General features: G+C 29.2%; 16 protein-coding genes and 1 tRNA gene. 2 read left to right on the top strand and 15 right to left on the bottom strand.

All coding sequences use genetic code 11. The features are described from left to right. Positions 1–19: 19 nt before the first annotated feature. From J2Z76_RS01960 to recQ, 5 genes are all read right to left on the bottom strand, one after another. Positions 20–1375 (bottom strand): Na+/H+ antiporter NhaC family protein, encoded by a 1356-nt coding sequence (locus tag J2Z76_RS01960; protein WP_209510296.1) that lies wholly within the window; start codon positions 1373–1375, stop codon positions 20–22. 135 nt (positions 1376–1510) lie between these two features. Continuing rightward, positions 1511–2308: a histidine racemase CntK family protein gene (locus tag J2Z76_RS01965; protein WP_209510297.1), complete on the bottom strand. Its 798-nt coding sequence runs from the start codon at positions 2306–2308 to the stop codon at positions 1511–1513. 52 nt (positions 2309–2360) lie between these two features. Continuing rightward, complete coding sequence (locus tag J2Z76_RS01970) at positions 2361–3038, bottom strand: DUF554 domain-containing protein (RefSeq protein ID WP_209510298.1); 678 nt, start codon at positions 3036–3038, stop codon at positions 2361–2363. Between the two features lie 19 nt (positions 3039–3057). Then, positions 3058–3930 (bottom strand): 16S rRNA (cytidine(1402)-2'-O)-methyltransferase, encoded by an 873-nt coding sequence (rsmI, locus tag J2Z76_RS01975; protein WP_209510299.1) that lies wholly within the window; start codon positions 3928–3930, stop codon positions 3058–3060. Next, a complete protein-coding gene (gene recQ / locus J2Z76_RS01980; RefSeq protein ID WP_209510300.1) occupies positions 3923–6148 on the bottom strand; it encodes a DNA helicase RecQ in 2226 nt (741 codons plus the stop codon). The genes rsmI and recQ overlap by 8 nt, the downstream gene beginning before the upstream one ends. A 236-nt stretch (positions 6149–6384) precedes the next feature. Between recQ and J2Z76_RS01985 the strand changes: the two genes are divergently transcribed. Next, on the top strand, positions 6385–7041 hold the full coding sequence (locus J2Z76_RS01985) for a rhomboid family intramembrane serine protease (protein ID WP_209510301.1): 657 nt from the start codon (positions 6385–6387) through the stop codon (positions 7039–7041). A gap of 90 nt (positions 7042–7131) precedes the next feature. On the opposite strand, the gene J2Z76_RS01990 is transcribed toward J2Z76_RS01985, so the two are convergent. From J2Z76_RS01990 to J2Z76_RS02010, 5 genes are all read right to left on the bottom strand, one after another. Further along, entirely contained in the window at positions 7132–9048 is a 1917-nt protein-coding gene (locus tag J2Z76_RS01990; RefSeq protein WP_209510302.1) for a hypothetical protein, read from the bottom strand. A 441-nt stretch (positions 9049–9489) separates the two neighbouring features. Beyond that, a tRNA-Leu gene (locus J2Z76_RS01995) sits at positions 9490–9572 on the bottom strand. 75 nt (positions 9573–9647) lie between these two features. Continuing rightward, positions 9648–10901, bottom strand: coding sequence for a DNA recombination protein RmuC (locus J2Z76_RS02000; protein WP_342455001.1), 1254 nt, complete (start codon positions 10899–10901; stop codon positions 9648–9650). A 179-nt stretch (positions 10902–11080) separates the two neighbouring features. Next, positions 11081–12094 (bottom strand): aspartate-semialdehyde dehydrogenase, encoded by a 1014-nt coding sequence (locus J2Z76_RS02005; RefSeq protein WP_209510303.1) that lies wholly within the window; start codon positions 12092–12094, stop codon positions 11081–11083. 210 nt (positions 12095–12304) lie between these two features. Beyond that, on the bottom strand, positions 12305–14077 hold the full coding sequence (locus J2Z76_RS02010) for a putative glycoside hydrolase (protein ID WP_209510304.1): 1773 nt from the start codon (positions 14075–14077) through the stop codon (positions 12305–12307). A gap of 301 nt (positions 14078–14378) precedes the next feature. Between J2Z76_RS02010 and J2Z76_RS02015 the strand changes: the two genes are divergently transcribed. Continuing rightward, the gene (locus J2Z76_RS02015) at positions 14379–15656 is read left to right on the top strand and encodes an adenylosuccinate synthase (RefSeq protein WP_209510305.1); all 1278 of its coding nucleotides are present in this window, start codon (positions 14379–14381) and stop codon (positions 15654–15656) included. A 71-nt stretch (positions 15657–15727) separates the two neighbouring features. Here J2Z76_RS02015 and J2Z76_RS02020 read toward each other — a convergent pair whose 3' ends face one another. The 5 genes from J2Z76_RS02020 to J2Z76_RS02040 form a co-directional block, all read right to left on the bottom strand. After that, on the bottom strand, positions 15728–16228 hold the full coding sequence (locus J2Z76_RS02020; RefSeq protein WP_209510306.1) for a hypothetical protein: 501 nt from the start codon (positions 16226–16228) through the stop codon (positions 15728–15730). After that, a complete protein-coding gene (locus J2Z76_RS16780; protein ID WP_209510307.1) occupies positions 16219–16812 on the bottom strand; it encodes a J domain-containing protein in 594 nt (197 codons plus the stop codon). The genes J2Z76_RS02020 and J2Z76_RS16780 overlap by 10 nt, the downstream gene beginning before the upstream one ends. Continuing rightward, a complete protein-coding gene (locus J2Z76_RS02030) occupies positions 16796–17644 on the bottom strand; it encodes a DUF5685 family protein (RefSeq protein ID WP_280922352.1) in 849 nt (282 codons plus the stop codon). The genes J2Z76_RS16780 and J2Z76_RS02030 overlap by 17 nt, the downstream gene beginning before the upstream one ends. A gap of 89 nt (positions 17645–17733) precedes the next feature. After that, a complete protein-coding gene (locus tag J2Z76_RS02035) occupies positions 17734–18909 on the bottom strand; it encodes a M20 metallopeptidase family protein (RefSeq protein WP_209510309.1) in 1176 nt (391 codons plus the stop codon). Positions 18910–19024: 115 nt separating this feature from the next. Then, a complete protein-coding gene (locus tag J2Z76_RS02040) occupies positions 19025–20749 on the bottom strand; it encodes a sensor histidine kinase (protein ID WP_209510310.1) in 1725 nt (574 codons plus the stop codon). Positions 20750–20753 lie beyond the last annotated feature (4 nt).

Consider the following 20753-nt stretch of genomic DNA (forward strand, 5'->3'; position numbering starts at 1 on the left):
AATGAATGTTTTTAATAATTTATTTATGTTTTCTATATAATACAAATGCAACAACTATTGTCATAATTGGACATAAATAACATAAGACTGCATATGGAGCATATTGATTAGCTGAAATACCTGTTGTGGATTTAATTATAAAGGAATTTACATTCCAAGCCATCAATGGTGCTATAATTATTCCAGTATCAGAAATCGTTCTAGCAAGAACGGTGTTATCAAGATTTAATTCTTTATATTTATCTTGCAAAATTCGTCCAGGAAGTATTATACCCACAGTTTGATCACATGTAATTGCAGTCATAAAACTACTTATAAGTCCTGTTCTAATAATTAAACTCGTTTTTAATTTTACGCCTGCCATAAGTTTTTCCATTAAAGGCAGCAATATACCGCATTTTTCAAATAACTTAACTAAAACAACGCCTCCAATAACTACTAATATTACTTCTATCATAGAAAACATGCCACCACTAATCAACATATCATTTAATTGTTGTGATGATGTGTTACCGTGATAACCAAATAAAATCCCTTTCATTACTTCAAATAGTGTCATGTGCTGAAATAAAATGCTCAATATTATTCCTATAAAAAGACCTATACTTATAGTTATTATTAAGTTAATACCTACTATAGATAAAACTATTACTACTACTGGCAATGATAGTAATATCAACGAAGTATTAAATCCTTCTGAAATTGAATTTTTATAAAGTAAAAGCTGGCTGTAATCCCCATTTGAATATTGAAGTCCTATTATGTAATATATAATTGCTGTAATAATTAATAAAGGAATTAAAGATACCATTAGTCCTTTAATAATTTCCTTATAATTCTTATTAACGGTTGCCATAATCAAATTTACAAGTCCTGATAAAGGCGAAACTTTGTCTGCTATAAATGCACCAGAAATTAAAACTCCCACCATTACTTCAGCAGGTATCCCCAGTCCTAAGCCTATTCCATTTAACGCTATACCTACTGTACTCATAGTTCCCACAGCAGTACCCATAAATAAAGATACTAATCCCATAATGATAAAGGCAGCCATTAAAAAATTAATACCCTCCATATAAGTAAATCCATAATACATAATAGTCGGAACTACTCCAGAGGAAAGCCATATTGATGTTGTAGCCCCAATCAATAAAATTACAAGGCATAATTTTTTAACTTCCAATAATGATAATATATTTATTGCCATGAGTTCTTTAATACTAAATCCGCTTTTAATAAGCACTATCATTGTAAAAACAATGCCTAAAATAAATCCTATATATAGTGGTATTGATAATATAATACTTCCTACTATAAAAACTATGCTAATCCCCATTATAATTAATGGATTAATAATCAAATCTTTTTTGCCCAATTTTTCACCTCAAATTACTCTAATTAATACAACTCCATATTACTATACATGTAACTCTCGAAAATAGTACAATTTAAAGTAATCCATAAATTTAATTTTCAAAAAAACTATAAATTAAATACAATTGTTTTTAATTTATACATGAATTGTTTTTATATCTGACAAAGTCACTTTACCACCAATTGTTGCTTTAACTACTTTACCTTTTTCTTTATATACCTTAGTTTCTATAATTCCGCCAGGCTGATAAATATCATATGTAAAAACACCATCTTTTTCATTTTTAGCTAAATATATTGCTATAGATATTGACCCTGATCCACAACTTCTCTCATATACAAGACTATCAGTTTCTCTAACATATACCACAGGAGTTATATATAATTTATCTGATTTTAAGAACATAAGCCCAAATGCTTCAGAATTGTATTTATTTATTACTTCTTTTTTAACTTTTTCATACATTTCATTGCTCACTTCTTCATCTTCTACAATAACATGAACTATACCTTCAAATACTATGACAGGTAGAAGTTGTCCATTAACTAACTTTATATAATCAATCACTTTTGGTAAAGGCATTGATGTTCTTGCATAATCATTTGTTACATTTGTTTCAACATCTAAAGTATTAGAACAACCACTTATTTCAACAGTAATTGTTTTTTCAGAAGTTTCACCATTTTTATTAGCTATATAAAGACCAAAGCTTCTAGTGGCATTTCCACAAAATTCTCCACCCATCATCTCCAATCTAAGTTCACCACCAACAGTAGGTTTTTTAATAAAGCCAACTTGCTCTATACCAAATTCCTTTATGTCCATTAACTTATTCGCTAAATATATATAGTTACTTTTTTCAATATTTTGGTCAAGTACAAAAGCTGTTATATTTCCTGCTGGATTTGCTATTACAACACTAAATTTGCTCATATTATAACACAACCTTTCGTATATTTTATTTTTTCTAAAGTACTTAAATTGGTTATTTAAAAATCATAAAATATATAATAGGTATAAAAACAGCTGGTATCATATTACCAACTTTTATCCTTTTTATTTCTAAGAAATTGAGCGCAATAGCCATAATCAAAACACCACCAATTGCTGTCATTTCGCTAACAACAACATCGCTAAGTACCGATTGTAAAAACTGTGCCAACATGGTAATGGATCCCTGATAAATAAATACACTAACACTTGATAATACAACTCCAATACCCATTGTAACTGCCATAGTTATTGAAATAATACCATCTAGTACCGCTTTAGAAAACAATATTTCATGATTACCTGTTAAGCCACTTTGTATTGAACCAACAATTGCCATAGAACCAACACAATATATAAGTGTACAAGAAACAAATCCTTGTGTTATATTACTATCTTTATTTTTAAATTTACTTTCTACAAATTTTCCTAGTTTGTCCAACTTTCCTTCAATATTAACAAGTTCACCTATTAGGGTCCCTAAAATTAACGAAACAATCAAGAGAGTTAGGTTTTCTCCTACCAAACTAAGCTTTATTCCTACAAGTAATACTGCCATAGCAGATGCTTTTAACATTGAATCTGAAAGCCTTGCGGGTATAATGTTTTTAAAAAAGAATCCAGTCAATCCTCCAACTACTATTGCTAATGAATTTACTATTGTACCTAACATTATAATCAATCCTTTCTAGTTAGCTTTGAAAATCTTCTATGAATTTTTTTACTTCCAATGAAGCTTTATACACTTCATTTTTTGTTCCCATACCATCCTCAACAGTTTCATTTACCGCCTCTTTTAAAGAATATTCTTTATTTATCAATTTGTCAAATATAATTCCATGTATTCCAACTCCTAAATCAGAAGATTTGTCTGTTTCCTCGTAATCATTATTATATCCAACAACTACATATTCGCCTCTTTCTACATCTACATGATTTTTTAGTTTTTCTAATACAGTATCTATATCACCATAAAAAGAATTTTCATGAAGCTTTGATAACTCCTTGCAAACACACAATTTTGAATTAGGCATATGATTCTTAATATTTTCAACTAATTTAATTATGCGCTTTGGAGATTCATATATTACAAATGTTTTTATTGGATTTTGAGAAATTTTATTTAAATCTTCACCCATTTCACTTTTCTTTTTACGAAGGAACCCATAAAAAGCAAATTGATTTGTATCTATACCCGCTACCGAAAGTGCTATGGTAACAGCAGAGGCTCCAGCTAATCCTATGACCTCGATTCCATTTTCTCTAGCTAATTTTACAATTTCATATCCTGGGTCCGATATGCATGGTGTCCCCGCATCTGTTACAATTGCAACATTTTTTTCATTGCTTAATATTTCATTTATAATTTCTTCACTTCGCATCTTTTCATTAAATTTGTGATATGATATAAGATGAGTTTTAATATCGAAAAAATTTAATAGCTTTAATGTATGTCTAGTGTCTTCTGCTGCTATTAAATCGCACTCTTTTAATGTTTCTATTGCTCTTTCCGTCATATCTTTTAGATTTCCAATAGGTGTAGGTACTATATATAATTTACTCATTACTATCTCCTGTCAAGCTATATTTACATAATGCAAACTTTATTTCAGTGTATGTTATATCTGGTGGCAATGCTTCTTTAATTGGTTTTAGCTTATCTCCACCTATGTCTTTATAAATTTTTATTATAAGCTCTTCTTTATCCGATGATACAAAATCACTAAATTTTATTTCATATCCTAATTTGGCACAATAAATTAAATGACTTTCTATTGTAACTGCACTTAGAGCCCTTTGGGATGCTATTTCCTTAATAGTCTTGCCTTCTTGATACATTTTATAAGTAATTGTCCTTGTATCTTCCTTAATTTCTTTAGTTCCATTAGCATCTTTGTTTATGACTTTATTATTTTTATTATTGCTTAAATTATGACTTTCTAAATTATCATCTAAATCATCATTACTAGGTTTTATTATATTTATATCAAGGTCATTTTTGTCAATATAGTTTTTTATTACTTCTATAAATTTACTTCCATATTTTTCAGCTTTGTGTTCTCCAACTCCTACTACTTTAAGAATTTCAGTTTTATTTAATGGATATTTAACACACATATCTTTTAGAGTTGCATCAGAAAACACCACAAATGGTGGAACTTTTAAACTATCAGCAATTTCTTTTCTTAATTTTCTGAGCATTTCAAACAAATCATGTTCATAAACAATTGACGTATTGTCTTCTTTAGTTCTTTTATTGAATACTTTCTTGATGTATACTTCCTTTTTACCTCTCAAAACAGCATTACCTTGTGCAGAAATATTTAAAACAGGATATTTATCACCTGTAATATTTATAAACCCGTCAGAAATCAAATAAGAAATCATTTCTTTTAGTGTTTCTTTATCATAATCTTTCATTATTCCATATGTACTAAGCTGATTGAATTTAAAGCTTTTTATTCTTTGGCTGTTACTTCCCCTAAGAACATCTATTACTACATTTCCACCAAACCTCTCTCCCATCCTATATATACATGATAATATTTTTTGAGATTCTAGAGTAATATCCTTTTTCTCTATTTCGCTTAAACAATTGCTGCAGTTATTACAGTTTTCTTTATTGTAGCTATCATCGAAATAGCTTATCAAATGCTTTCTTAAACATTTATCAGTATTGCAATAATTAGTCATATCTCTAAGTTTTGCATATTCATTTGTTTTACTGCTTATGTCTCCACTGCTTTCTATAAGGAAGTTGTTCATCACTATATCCGATGGACTATACAGTAAAATACATTCTGATGGTTCTCTATCACGTCCTGCCCTGCCTGCCTCTTGATAGTAGCTTTCTATATTTTTAGGCATGTTGTAATGAATTACATATCTAATATCAAGTTTATCAATACCCATGCCAAATGCATTTGTTGCAACTATAATGTCTACATTATCAAACAAAAAATCTTCTTGGTTTTTGTTTCTCTCTGCATCACTTAATCCAGCATGGTATTTAACAGCTTTATGCCCTGCAGCGACTAGTTTATTGCATACTTCATCAGTCAATTTTCTTGTTAGGCAATAAACGATACCTGATTTACCTTTGTTTTGCTCAACATAATTTAAAACATATGGAACTTTCTTATTAATTTTAACCACTTCAAATTTTAGGTTTTCTCTGTCAAATCCTGTTATTATTTCAAAGGGATTTTCCAGACCTATGAGTTTATTTATATCTTCTTTAACAGAAGGAGTTGCAGTTGCAGTAAAAGCTGATACTATAGGCTTTTTACCGGATATGTCCCTTAAATTTTTAATTTTTAAGTAACTCGGTCTGAAATCATGACCCCATTGAGAAACACAATGAGCCTCATCTACCGCTATCATAGTAATAGTAATATTTTTTAATAGATCTATAAAGTTTTCTGATTCTAACCGCTCTGGAGCAACATAAAGTAACTTGTAGTTATTGCTTGCTGCTTCAAACATTATGCGTCTTATTTCACCTAATGGCAATGAACTATTGATAAATGCTGCTTTAATACCTAATTGCTGCAAAGTATCTACTTGATCTTTCATGAGTGATATAAGTGGTGAAATAACAATTACAGTCCCTTCCATCATCAATGCTGGTATTTGATAACAAATAGATTTGCCTCCACCTGTAGGCATTATTGCCAAGACATCTTTTTTCAACAATATGTTTTCTATTATTTCTTTTTGTCCCTCTCTAAAAGTATCATATCCAAAATATTTTTTTAGTAATTCTACAGCTTGACCTAGCATAATTGTACCCCTCAATAATATTTGCCAATACTAAATATAAATCGCAATTAGAAACATTTTTGCCTAAATATTCATTATTTCAATTATAGCATAGAGAAATTAAAATAAAAAGTCAAAATTATTTGACTCAACGCATAATTAATTTTATAATATAGTTATTCAAAGTTCAATGTTACTTATATTAGCATTATAATTTAAGCAAGTATTTGAATTTTAGTTACAGAAAGGAAATTTATATGAAATGGTTAAATAAACTTGAAAGAAAACTTGGTCGTTATGCTATACCTAATTTGATGTATTACATAATTGGAGTAACAATGGCAGTATATATGGTGCAATACATATTGAATATATCATTGTTTTACTATTTAGCGTTTATACCTAGTTTTATTATGCAAGGTCAAATATGGAGAATAATCACCTTTATTTTCATACCTCCTGCTTCTTCTATTATTACTATAGCATTTGTTATGTATTTTTACTATATGATGGGAACGACACTAGAACAAGAATGGGGAACATTTAAATTCAATATCTACTATCTCTTTGGTATGATTGGAACAATTATAGCTGCATTTTTAACAGGAGCTGGTACTAGTGTATATTTAAATCTTTCACTATTCTTAGCATTTGCTTATTTGTTCCCTGATATTGAAATATTGTTATTCTTCATACTTCCTATAAAAGTTAAGTATCTTGCATATTTGGACTGGGCATATTTCATTTTCAGCTTATTACTTGGAACAATGAGCACTAGGGTTGCCGCTATCGCATCATTAATTAATTTCTTCATCTTCTTTGGTGGTGATTTTATAAAATACATAAAATATCAAAGAAAATACGGAGCAACTAGAAGGAATTTCAAAAGAGAAATGAAAAAATATAAAAGATAATAGATAGAACTCGTTTACTTATGAATAAACGAGTTCTATTTTATTAATATTTAAGACATTCTGTATTAAAAAGTGATGTTACAAATGATATTAAAAATTACTATATTCCGTCCAACCAGTAAAATAATCTCCATATTGGTCATAAGTTTCAATGTAGCACCAAATTTTACCATGATCATCTACATAAGTATCATCTATAAAAAATTCATACCCAGAATTCAGGGTTCCTAGTATTTCAGAATCTAACCAAGGACTTTCATAAAAGTTTGCACTGCTTACCGAAACAACTTGATACGTGTATAAAATGTCATAAGCGACATCTTCTGCTTCTTCAATTTTATTTTGTAAAGCAATTTGTTCTTCAAGTATTCTTTGCTGTTCTTCATAGGCTTTTTTCTGCTCATCTAATTTAACTTGAAACTCATTTTTATCAATTTTCGTAAATTCTTTATCATTAACAATAAGTTTATTTTCATTAAGATACTCAATATATAAGTTAGTATCACTATCAAGGAAATACATTGAATTTTCATCAAATACTAAGGTTCCCGTAGTTAATGTTGCTTCTTCCATGACAGCGGTAGTTTTATCTTGAAGGGCTCCTTCAAAGTATATTTTAAACATATTATCGTTTGTAATTTCAATAAATAATTCATCGTCATTATCAGTTCCTAACCAAACACCTCTAATATCCTCTAATCTTAACTTGTTCTCAAATATGGTTATGTTTGAAAAATATACAGCTGGGAAATCCCTGATATTATCTAGAATTTTTATTGGATCTTCTCCTAAAACTTTTAAATATAACTCAGAATTTACATTGCAATAAGTCAAACTTTTATCAAATCTCGATACTGCATAATTCTGTATATCAGTAGCTAGTTTTTCTTTTTCTTTGCCAGACTCTTTTAAATAAAGGTCTTTATCATCTGTTAAAAACACGATAATATTATTTATTACATTCCAGCTTTTTATGTTGTCTCCAATTTTCTCTTTTTCTTTGTCACCATCTTGTAAATAAATACTCCCATCTAAATTCTCAAAAACAATTATATCTCCTTTATATGAAGATGAAAAATTTGAAATTTCACCTGAAATCTTATTTTTTTCTTCCTTACCAGTTACCACCGACAATAAATTGTTTTCTTCATTTAGATAATATACTAACTCACCATTATTACATAGCTGATAATCAGTTACATCTGAAGCAATTTTTTTAGGGGTATTATCCTCATTTATAAAGTACAGCTCTCCTCTTCCCTTATCAAAGTTATACTCATTCAAATAAGTAATCATTTTACCATCTGATGAAACTGTAATATCCATGATTTGCCCAGATGCAAGCTTTCTGTTATCGGGCTCTGACAGATTTCTTATATAAAGATTACTATCTGTACTTAAATAATAAACTATATTACCATCATCAGACATATAAAAGTTTATAACATTAGAAGCCAGTTTTTCTTTCTCAACATCTGACTTTTTAACGTATAAATCACCTTCAAAATTAGCAAAATAAATAGTATTGCCATCTTCCGTAACATCATAATAAGCTACATCAGAAGCAATCTTTTCCTTTTCTTTACCCTCATGTCTAATATAAAGCTCACTATCAGCTCCCTTTATGAAGATAAGTCCAGATTCATTTGAAAAAAACTTATAATTATAACTTGCCTCCGAAGTAATCAACTCTTTTTCTTTACCCTTTTCTTTAAGATATAGATTGTTATCTTTATCTATAAAAACAACAGATTCTTTTAATGCTAAAAAATAGAAATTATCCTTTTGAACATCAGAAGAAAGTTTTTCTTTCTCACCAGTTTCTTTTTTCAAGTATAAGTCTCCAATATATTCATTGTCATTGTTGCTGACAAATAGCAAATATGAATCCTCAACAATATTTTGTTGCTGAACATTTGCCTGAGTTGCACCAGTATTTTGATTGCAACCAGAAGTAATAACCAATAATGCCAATAAAACAATACTTAATATAGTTGTTTTTTTCATGTTTTTCCTCCAATAATTTTTACATTGTAAAGAATGCTAATAATACTTATTTTTTGTATGTACAACGTTTACTTTACAGAGTTAATAAATATTAATTTTATGACAAAAGTGGAAAAAACTTGGTCATAGGTAATTTCAGACGCTAAGAAAAGAACAATTAGAAGAGATTCGCAACAGATTAGATAGTAGATAGTAGTTATTTCTTCACTAAAAGGTAATTGATTATTATGTCAATATTTCTCCAAAGATGTCATTTATAATTATTATTATGTAATATATTAACGTCAAAAGAAGTAATTGTCAATGTACTTTTCTAGGTATTCCATAATACACCATTTTTAACAACAAGTATATTTAACTATATACGACAACGAGTTTTATTTAATATGCACAAAAAATAAAAACAGAGACCGTAAAGTCTCTATTTTTATTAATATATAGTGCCGTAGAAGGGACTTGAACCCCCACGGTGTTACCACCAACGGATTTTGAGTCCGTCACGTCTGCCATTCCATCACTACGGCTAATTGCTACTTTACGATATTAGCATATAACAAAGTAAAAATCAAGAACTTTTTTTAAAATTTATAATATTTTTATCAATCAAGCATATCAACTTCTTCATATTTATCTATTTCAACCTTTGATATACTCTCAAATTTCTTTTCTATTTTATTTGATGTAATATTTATTGTATCTACATCATCGGATACTCTTTTAATGTCGCGAGCTAGTGAGTCCCATCTGGTTTTGTATCGTTTAAATTCTTTGCCTAGTTTATTCAACTCTTCATGAATTATACTTGCATACTTTTCTCTTTCCATATTTCTAAGAACTACTTGAACAGTTGATAATACAGACATAATAGTTGTTGGCGAAGCCATCCACACTTTTTTATTTCCCGCATAATCTATTAAATCTTGGTGATATGCATTAATTTCAGCAAATATGGCTTCTGCCGGAATAAACATAATTGCCTGTTCTGATGTTAATCCTTGGATTATATATTTTGAAGAAATATCGTTAATATGTTTTTTTACATTAGTTTTAAAATCCCTTTCAAATTGTTTTCGTTCTACTTCTGTAATACTTTTGTCTATCATACGCTGATAATTTTCTAGTGGAAATTTTGAATCTATGCATAGCATGCCAACTGGTTCTGGTATATACAAAACTGCATCTGCAATTGTGTCATTCGATAATTTTTTTTGCAGTTCAAAGACTTTATCATTTTTTTCTCCAAAGATGGACATTAAAATATGATTTAATTGTACTTCCCCAAAAGTTCCTCTGCTTTTTTTATCTGTCAATACATCTTGAAGTGATACGATATTGCTTGATAAGCTATCAATTTTTTTCTGTGCTTCATCAATTTTTGATAGTCTTTCTAAAATATTAACGAATGTTTTATTTGTTTTTTCAAACCCTTCGTTTAATCTTTCTTCAACTCTTGCATTTATTTTTTCTAGATTTTCACTTATTTTATTGTTTAGTGATGTAAAATTATTGTTTAAGCTTTCTGTTAGCTTGTTGTTTGAATCATTAATTGATTTCGTTGTGTTTTCTCTAAATACACCAAATGATTCTGTCATTCTGGTTGTATTAATTTCTAATTTCTCTACCGTTTCAAGCTTGTTTGTAAGCAACTCTTTCAGCTGTTTTTCATCTGATTGTGATATTTTTTTTGTTATGGAATCAATTAAATTAAAATTATTTTGACCCAGATTTATTTTAAGTTCAGATATTATATGTTCCTCAGGGTTATTTCCACGCGAAAGCTTTATTAATATAATTATGTTAATTATTATTGATAGTATAAATATACCCAATATTATTATGTCCAAAATATACACCCCATTTCTATTGTCTCTTCAATACTTTATACCATAATCGAATGTTTGTCCATTATTTTCTAATATATTTTTTTAAAGAAAAAACACCTTTGCTTTTGATGTGACCCCAATAACTTAGATTTTTTAAGTCTAACTTATTGGAGTCACATCATTTTTACCAAAGATGTTTTTTTATATTGTTATATCAAATTTTCTTTTACTAGAACCTCTGCTATTTGTACTGCATTTGTTGCTGCACCTTTTCTGATTTGGTCTCCACAACACCACAATACAAGTGAATTATCACTACTTATATCTTTTCTAATTCTTCCTACATAGATTAAATCTTGGTCAGATGATTCTATCGGCATTGGATATTTTTTATTTTGTAAATCATCTATAAGTTTAACTCCTTCAGCATTATTAAGTAGTTCTCTAGCTTTTTCTACAGTGATTTCTTTTTCAGTTTCTATAGTTATAGACTCTGAGTGACTTCTATATACAGGAACTCTAATACATGTGCAATTTACTTTTAAATTAGGATTGTGTAATATTTTTCTACCTTCATTTTGCATTTTCATTTCTTCTTGTGAATATCCTATTTCATCAAAGTCACCTATTTGAGGTATAAGGTTATAGGCTATTTGATATTGAAATGCATTAGCTACTGCTTCTTTGCCTTCGTTAATATCTTTAACCTGTTTATCGAGTTCCTTAATTCCATTTATACCTGCTCCTGAAACAGCCTGATAAGTTGAAACTATCATTCTATTTATTTTAGCATAACTATTTAGTTCATTTAGTGCTGTCAATGCAATTATAGTTGAACAATTTGGATTTGCTATTATACCTTTGTGTTTTTTTACATCTTCAGGGTTTACTTCTGGTACTACTAGAGGTACATTTTCGTCCATTCTGTAAGCACTACTGTTATCTATTACTACAGCTCCAGCCATAACTGCAGCTGGTGATAAAGTTATACTTATGTCATTTTCTGCTGCACACAACATTACATCTATATTTTCAAAAGAATTCTCTGTAGCTTCTTCGATAATGTATTTCTTGCCTTTAAATTCAACTTCTCCTCCAGCACTTTTCTTACTTGCTAAAAGTTTCAATTCATTAATTGGAAAATTTCTTTCTCCTAAGATTTCAAGCATTTCTTTTCCTACTGCACCTGTTGCACCTAATATTGCTACATTATATTTTTTCATTTTTCCTCCTACGCCTTACGCTATTCAAGTTTATTATAAAATGATTATATCAGCATTTTTTTTATTGTCAAGAATTTTGTTTTTATTACAATTACACATGTTTGTTTCAAGAATACAATATTTGCGATGTGTTTTTTATTCAAATGTTTTCTGTACTAATATTTATTATGCAAAAGGACGCATGTTGTGCGTCCCTTATGAATTAATAAATTAATTAAAGTTGCTTTTTATTTTCCAAATACCTTTTTCTTTTATCGCAGTCCATTCTACATTATCTTTTTCTACAACTTCTGATACATCACCAGAAGCTTTTTCATATTTAATATACAAATCTACAGTTGCAATGTTTTCATCTTTAGAATCTATTTCATATCCGTATACTTTATATTTCAAAAGTTTAATGTTAGATTTTTCTTCTATTTCTTTAAATTTATCAAAGTCTTTATCTCTATCTGCTATAGGTGTCGTCAAATACATATAACTGTATCTTCCATTTAATTTTCCATTCAAATACTTATCTGCTGCATCAACGGGAGATTTGTCTCTATAATCATTCTCACCTTTATCTAAAGGATATATGCTATTCTTTTCTACATCTGATAATATATATGAATTTGGATCATATACGTTACTTGGATTCCAAACCATGTATTCAGTAAGTCCTAATTCTTTGGCAGCAATTATCTGACTCCTTACTTCTTTTGGTCCATATTCTTTACCTGCCCAATCAAAATCCTGTATCCAAGATCGAATAACTGGCGGTTTTTCCATGGATGAATTTTTTTCTAAAGCCTCTTCCATTGCACCTTTTATAACTTCATAAGGATTTGAATTTGGATCCTCTAAATTATACCAACCTGTTGAATAATGGCTTGGATAAACCATAGGACATATTATATCAGCATACTCACCCATCAAAATCCATGTTTGCCCTATATCTTCAGGATAATCGTCCCAAGTCCTTGTTATAAGTCCAAACACATCTGCACCTATATTTACATTATAAGGTTCAAGTTCCTCTCTTGAATATTTCAAGAAATCCCTAATGGCTTCATCTTTATCTCTACCATCTCTGCCTGGAAACTCTGTTATAGGGTTATATTTTTTAGCACCATCAGGGAATCTAACATAGTCAAACTGTATTTCGTCAAACCCTAATAAAGCTGCCTCTTTTGCTATTGAAATATTATAATCCCAAACATATTTATCAAATGGATTAATCCAAGGAATGTTTCCACTATTTGGGTCTAGCCATGTACCACCTGACTTTAACTGTATAGCGTGTTCAGGCTTTGCAACAGCCAAATGCTTATCTTTGAATGCAACTATTCTACCTATTGTATATACATCATATTCTTTTAAAACTTTAAGCATATTTTTAATATCTTTAATCGGTATAGGGGTTTCCTGATTCATTTCTTTAACTATATCAACTTGACTATCATATGTTATAAATCCATTGTCATCCTTTACGTTAATTACCAATCCATTTATTTCAGTTGCAACAGCAATCCCTACTATACGTTCAAATTTATTTGCCTTGTCAGCTTCTTTAGATAATTCATTAACTTTTTTAGTATCTTTGTCTGCAAGTGCTTTTACATATGCTCCATATGCATCAATTCTTTCTTTATTAAGTTCGTTTCCTGCTGTGTATCCTGTAGCATATAACGCTTTTACTTCTGTACTCTTCTTCTCACGTTCCTCCCCAATTTTTACAAGTGGAACATAAAACTCACCTTGTTCTTCTTTATGTTTTTTTTCTAAATCTTCTCTTTCTTTAATTTTCTTTTCTAGTTCTAATTTTGCTTTTTCTTCTTCAGAAATCACCGGCTCTGAAGGGTCTATTTCATTTGAAGTTTCTCCTACACTACTACCTTGTTCAGTTTTTATAGGTGAATTAGCCTCTACTGAATTAGTACATGATACCATAATAGCTGATAATAAAATTAATACAATTGCTGCTTTAAATTTTTGTAACATATTTCCTCCCCTAATTATTATTGTCAGTTCAATATAAGGCCAGTTTAGACTTGTACCAACCCCTGTTAATTATTGAGTTTTACTTACTTACTAATACACTTATATATACTGAATTACAAATACAATTTTAACATAAAACATTCTTAAGAGCAATATAGATTACATATTGTTTCATATTTCGACCTCTGTAATTTTTACCAAACTAACCATACTAATTGACTATATTAAGTATAAAACTATTCCTTGACATTGATATTTACCCATTATATAATAATTTATCAAAGAAAATAGGAGGCTAATTATGCTTACAGCAATAGTCGGAATTAATTGGGGCGACGAAGGCAAAGGAAGAATGGTGGATTTATTATCTGCTGATTATGATGTTGTTTGCCGTTATCAAGGAGGTAACAATGCTGGTCATACAGTAATTAATGATTCAGGGAAATTTATATTAAACCTTCTTCCATCAGGAGTATTAAGGCCTGAAGTTGTTAATGTTATGGGAAATGGAATGGTCATCGACATACAGCACCTACATGGTGAAATAGAAAGTTTAAAGAAAGCTGGTATTAAAGTTACACCTGAAAATCTTAAAATAAGTGACAGAGCTGTGATATGCTTACCATACCATGTAAGACAAGATATATTAGAAGAAGAGCGTTTAAAAGATTTGAAATTCGGTTCAACAAGAAGGGGTATAGCTCCTGTTTATAGTGATAAATATATGAAAAAGGGAATTAGAATGGGTGATTTAAAAAATAAAGATGCCCTTAAGAAACACCTTTTACAAATAGTTGAATGGAAGAACCTTTTAATTTCTGGTGGTTATAATTCAGAAAAAATAAATCCTGAAGAAATATGGAATTGGTTAATGAAATATTCATCTGATTTAGAAGAATTTGTATGTGATACAGGCATTTATCTTGAAAATGCAATTAAAGAAAATAAAAGAATAATGTTTGAAGCTCAGCTTGGAGCTCTTCGTGATATAGATTTTGGTATATATCCTTACACTACTTCATCATCAACTATAGCTGCATATGCTCCCGTAGGTTCTGGAATTCCAGGACGCAAACTAACAGATACAATAGGAATTATGAAGGCTTATTCTTCATGTGTTGGCGAAGGACCATTTACTTGCGAAATGTTTGGAAAAGAAGCAGATGCTTTAAGGGAAGCAGGTGGAGAATATGGTGCAGCAACAGGACGACCAAGAAGAGTTGGACCATTTGATGTTGTTGCATCAAGATATGGAACAAGAATTCAAGGTGCAGATACTTTAGCGCTAACAAAACTTGATATCTTATCTTATCTAGATAAAATCCCTGTTTGTACAGGTTATAGTGTTAATGGAAATGTTACTACAGAATTCCCGCTTGGAGAAGACCTCAACAACGCAACTCCAATCTATGAATATGTAGATGGTTGGCAATGTGATATAGGAAAATGTAGAAAACAATCTGATCTTCCTATAGAAGCTGTTAATTACATTAAATATATAGAAGAAAAAGTAGGATGCCCAATTAAATATATTTCTGTTGGTGCGGAAAGAGAAGACTACTTAATTATGGAAAAATAATTGTTTAAATTTAAACAAATAGACATTATAAAAGCAGGAATTTTCCTGCTTTTATTTTATTATTAAATTAATTATTTTCTAACCTTTGGTTTAATTTTATCTATGTAGTAATTAATAAACTTGGTAAATGCATAATCATATATAAAAAATAAAATTTGTGCTCCTAAAATCATCCACCAAAATATTTTCAAATTTATAAACATTCTAATTACTAAATACATAGCTAATAACGAAACATTAAAATAAACAAGTTTTATCAAGCTTTGAACAATTACATTATCTATTTTTATCTCAATCAAATATTTAACTAGACTATACATTCCAAAAAATATAATATACGTAATAATTTCAACTTTATTAAATGTTAAAAAAAATCCTAACAAACAAGAAGCTATATAAAACAAAGCACCTGCTTTACCTCCAAATTCAACTATTATAATACCTACTATTAAAGCTGCAGCTGCAAAAAGTATTATTGTATTTGTTTCTATTATAGATGATAATATAATAAATAGTTGATTTAATCCTAGCAATACTCCTAAATATGCGATATCCCTGCTTTTTAACAGCATGAAATCAAATCCCCTCCCAAACATTCACATAAACAATCTGCACAAATTAATTGAGTACAACAATCTGTACTATTAGAACCTCCTCTGCCATAATTGTATGTTCTGTTTTGATAGGTTCTTTGCATATTCATAATCTGATTTAAAAAATTTTGGTATTCCATATTTGCTGGATTCATACTAACAGCACGTTGAACGAATTGGACACCTTGTCCGGTTGAGCCTAAATTAACATAGCATACTCCCATTAAAAAGTTCCATTCTGCATTTCTATCTGAAATTTTGTTTAATGCCCTTATAGCATCTTGATATCTACCAACGTTAACCTGCTGTCTTACAGCAGTAAAACTGCTATTAGAATCATTGTTATAATAAGCATTATTTGTCTGATAACTAGAACTTGCTCCATTCATAATGTCATCATAAGCCTGTTGTATTTCTTTAAACTTTTCTTCTGCTAAATCCGCAAGCGGATTATCCACATTCATATCTGGATGATATTTTTTAGCTAGCTTCCTATACGCATGTTTTACCTCTTCTTTAGTTGCACTTCTTTGCAACCCTAATACTTCATATGGATCTTTCATCTACTTTCTCCTTCTTATTCTTATCTACTGATGTTTCTTTAATTTTCATAAGTATTCCTGAATACAATATATTATCAATAATTGTTTTGTCTTGAACTAGTGGTAATTTTTCTAGTTGTTCGCTTAAAAACGACAAATTTAGCATCAAAATTTCTTTAGCATACTCATCAATGTTTTGAACATTAATATTATTAAAAGGATTGTAAGAATTGTTTTTTTTATCCTTTTCCATATCCTCATAGGCATCTAGCAAATATATATATTTACCGAGAAAAAATCCAAGTTTTCTAAGTGTATTTTCCCAAACATCTATTTTATATAATATTATTTCTTCCATCAAATGTCCAAACTCATTAGAAACTCTATCTATGTCATTTGTGTTTTCTTTTTCTAATAAAGCAATATTTTTAATCTTTTCACTAATTTTCACTGATTTGGTAAGCAATTCAGAGCTTGCAGTTGTGAACTCTTTTTTTAAAAGTCTTGCCATCACAAGTGACTTAATATCCTTTTCATCATCCCAGTTATCTTTTAAGTTGTAATATGAAAGGATAATATTTATAGAAGCTGCATAATCGGTTATGTCGTTGCGAATAATCAACTGTTTTTTACTTGGATGTGCAATACACCTTGAATTATATGTTTTATTTGTTGGTTCATATAAAGAACTCAATAGCAATATCAAGAATGTCATATCATAATTTAATGTCATCCTACTTAAGTTGCTGTATTTATTTTTTAAAGACATGCACAAACCACAATAATACCCCTTGTAGCTGTAATATTCCTTAAATTTTAATTCCATTTTATCTATTGTCACGTATCCGAACATTTTTTACACTCATTTCTTGTTTCTTATTATATTATAATTAAATACACCATTTAATTGTAACAATATTTATCCTATTTTACAATATAAATTTATTTATTTAGCAATGAGAGAACATTTCTCGTTTGAAGTTCTACACCTAATTTAAGGCAACTTTCGTCTAAGTCAAACTTGCTTGAATGTAGTGGATATTTTTCTTTTTTGTCGTTATTTCCGCAACCCAGGTTGTAAAAACAAGATTTTACTGATTGAGAAAAATATGAAAAATCTTCTGTTCCCATTGTTGGAAACTCATCTATTAATACATTTTCTTTACCAAGTGTAAGCTCTATAGTTTCTCTGACTATATCAACTGCTTCATCATTATTAATAAGTGCTCCATAGCTTTCTCTGATTAACAGTTCACTTTCTCCTCCTAACCCAATAGACACATTTTCTACTATTGCCTTAATTCTATTTTTCATATATATTCTTGTATCCGGATCTAGTGTTCTTAATATGCCTGTCATTGTTACTTCATCAGATATAACATTTCCTGCCGTACCGCCATGTATGCTTCCAATTGTGAAAACTGATGAATTAAGAGGAGATATATTCCTGCTTACAACAGATTGAAGTGATACAACCAAATTAGAAGCAATTAATATAGGGTCAACTCCTTCGTGTGGGTGTGCACCATGGGATGATTTACCTTTAACAATTATTTTTATTTCATCTGATGATGCCATCATTTTTCCATATTTCATATTTACCTTTCCTGTATTGATACCTGGATCTACATGAAGACCTATAACATAATCAACATCAGGATTTTTTAGACAATTTTCTTTAATCATTCTTTCTGCCCCACCAGTCGTTTCTTCAGCTGGTTGAAAGAAAAATTTAACATTTCCAATTAATTCTGACTCCATATATTTTAATATTTTAGCAGTACCTAATGCTATTGTAGTATGTGCATCATGTCCACAAGCATGCATTATACCTGAATTTAATGACTTATATGATATACTATTATCTTCAGTAATTGGCAATGCATCTATATCAGCTCTAACTCCTACTGTTTTCCCGCATTCTTTACCCCTTATAATTGCAACAACACCGGTTCCAGCGATACCAGATTTATATTCTATATCCCAAGTATCTAGATATTCACAAATTTTTTTCATAGTTCTAAATTCATTGTTTCCAAGTTCAGGGTTCATGTGAAAATCCCGTCTTATATTAATTATTTCATCATTCATTTTATCTATAAATAATTTAATATCCAATTTAATATCTCCCTCTGTTAAATTAATAATTTATTATATTTCACTTTTAAATTATTTTCAATAGAATTTAAATAGATGCAAAAAAAGAAGTAGAAATCGCTACTAGCTCTACCTCTTAATTATCTAAAAATTTGATTTTTATTACTGTGCCAACTTCTTTTTTACTTTTAATCTCTATTGTTCCATGATAAGCTTCTACTATATGCTTCACTATGGATAATCCAAGTCCTGTACCTCCAGTTTCCTTGGATCTGCTTTTATCAACTCTGTAAAACCTTTCAAATATTCTGTCTAAATGTTCTTCCGAGATTCCGAGCCCATTATCTTTCACAACAATATTTACAGCGCCTTTATTTTTATTTATATTTACTTCTACTTTTCCACCATCATTATTATATTTAATACTATTATCTACAAGATTATATAAAAGTTCATTTATATAACTTTTATTTGCTTTCATACTAACATTTTCTATATTTGAAAGTAATTTAATATTTCTATCTTTAGCTTTATTGCTTAATAAGTTAAACACTTCATTACTAACATCCTTCAGGTTTATTATGTTATTATCAAGTTCTATACCTTCTTCAATTTTAGACAATCTAATAATATCCTCAATAAGTGTTATAAGTCTTAACCCTTCATTGTTAATCATACCGCAGTACTTTTTTATACTTTCTGAATCAGTTATTAAGCCTTCTTTTATCATCTCAGCAAAACCAATCATAGTCGTCAACGGAGTTTTTAATTCGTGAGACACATTAGCTGAGAATTCTTGCCTCATAATTTCTGAGTTTTTTTGTATGGTAACATCCTCAATTAGAATCATTAAACCATCAACATTACTATTACCTCTTTCAGAAACAGGGCTAAAATAATATCTATATTGATGTGAATTACAATCAACATCATAAACAATATGCTTGTTACCATTAATAGATGTGTCTATATTTTTTAATATTTCGGCATTTCTTGTAAGTTCAAGCATATTTTTATGCTCGTGAAAATTAAATTTTACATTTCCTATCATACGCTTTCCGCTTGCATTAATTGATAAAACTTCACTTTCTTTGTTTAGTAAAATAAATCCTTCTCTCATATTTTCAGTTATATTTCCAATAGTATCTCTTTCATATTCTACTGCTTTTATATATTCATTTAATTTTTGCTTTTGATCTTTCATTTTATGGGCAAATGGACGAAGTTCATCATACATATCTATTTGAACATTAAGTTTATCAGTTTCTAACAAATCATCTAAAGACTCTGCAATAAGATTTACAGGTCTTATTATTTTCCTAGTAATATTGGATGCTACAATAAAAGAAATTATTATAATAATAAGAAAAACACTTGCTAAAATTGGAGTTATCCCTATAAACATATTTCTTATGCTTCTAAGCTCTCTAGATACTCTTAATACTGTATTATCACCTAATTTTACTGCATAATAGTACGTATCATTTTTTAGTGTATTGGAAAATCTTGTATCTTCACCATAACCTATTCTAAAGGCTTTTTCTATCTCTGGTCTATTTATATGATTTTCTAAAATTTCATACTCTGCATAATTATCGTATGTTACTTTACCTGTTTCCTCTATAATAGTAACCCTAATTTTATAATTAACTGATTTTACAATACGATATACAGAATTCTGTATATGGGTGTTATCACTCCAATCATTTATATTATTAGATGTGAGATTAACAATAGTTTTAATTTGGTCCTTAGCTTCTTTTTCATAGAATTTATAATACACCAAGGATGTTAAAACACAAGTCGATGTTGCTATAATTACTAATAATATAATAATTGTATAAAATACCCTTTTTTTCATATCT

This window comes from Sedimentibacter acidaminivorans, from assembly GCF_017873955.1.
Lineage (GTDB): Bacteria > Bacillota > Clostridia > Tissierellales > Sedimentibacteraceae > Sedimentibacter > Sedimentibacter acidaminivorans.

Coding starts and splice junctions, on each gene's coding strand:
- J2Z76_RS02030 (WP_280922352.1), bottom strand. CDS start 17,644: ATGTTCGGATACGTGACAATAGATAAAATGGAATTAAAATTTAAGGAA.
- J2Z76_RS02010 (WP_209510304.1), bottom strand. CDS start 14,077: ATGTTACAAAAATTTAAAGCAGCAATTGTATTAATTTTATTATCAGCT.
- J2Z76_RS02015 (WP_209510305.1), top strand. CDS start 14,379: ATGCTTACAGCAATAGTCGGAATTAATTGGGGCGACGAAGGCAAAGGA.
- J2Z76_RS02005 (WP_209510303.1), bottom strand. CDS start 12,094: ATGAAAAAATATAATGTAGCAATATTAGGTGCAACAGGTGCAGTAGGA.
- J2Z76_RS16780 (WP_209510307.1), bottom strand. CDS start 16,812: ATGAAAGATCCATATGAAGTATTAGGGTTGCAAAGAAGTGCAACTAAA.
- recQ (WP_209510300.1), bottom strand. CDS start 6,148: ATGCTAGGTCAAGCTGTAGAATTACTAAAAAAATATTTTGGATATGAT.
- J2Z76_RS02040 (WP_209510310.1), bottom strand. CDS start 20,749: ATGAAAAAAAGGGTATTTTATACAATTATTATATTATTAGTAATTATA.
- J2Z76_RS01990 (WP_209510302.1), bottom strand. CDS start 9,048: ATGAAAAAAACAACTATATTAAGTATTGTTTTATTGGCATTATTGGTT.
- J2Z76_RS01965 (WP_209510297.1), bottom strand. CDS start 2,308: ATGAGCAAATTTAGTGTTGTAATAGCAAATCCAGCAGGAAATATAACA.
- J2Z76_RS01985 (WP_209510301.1), top strand. CDS start 6,385: ATGAAATGGTTAAATAAACTTGAAAGAAAACTTGGTCGTTATGCTATA.
- J2Z76_RS01970 (WP_209510298.1), bottom strand. CDS start 3,038: ATGTTAGGTACAATAGTAAATTCATTAGCAATAGTAGTTGGAGGATTG.
- J2Z76_RS02020 (WP_209510306.1), bottom strand. CDS start 16,228: ATGCTGTTAAAAAGCAGGGATATCGCATATTTAGGAGTATTGCTAGGA.
- rsmI (WP_209510299.1), bottom strand. CDS start 3,930: ATGAGTAAATTATATATAGTACCTACACCTATTGGAAATCTAAAAGAT.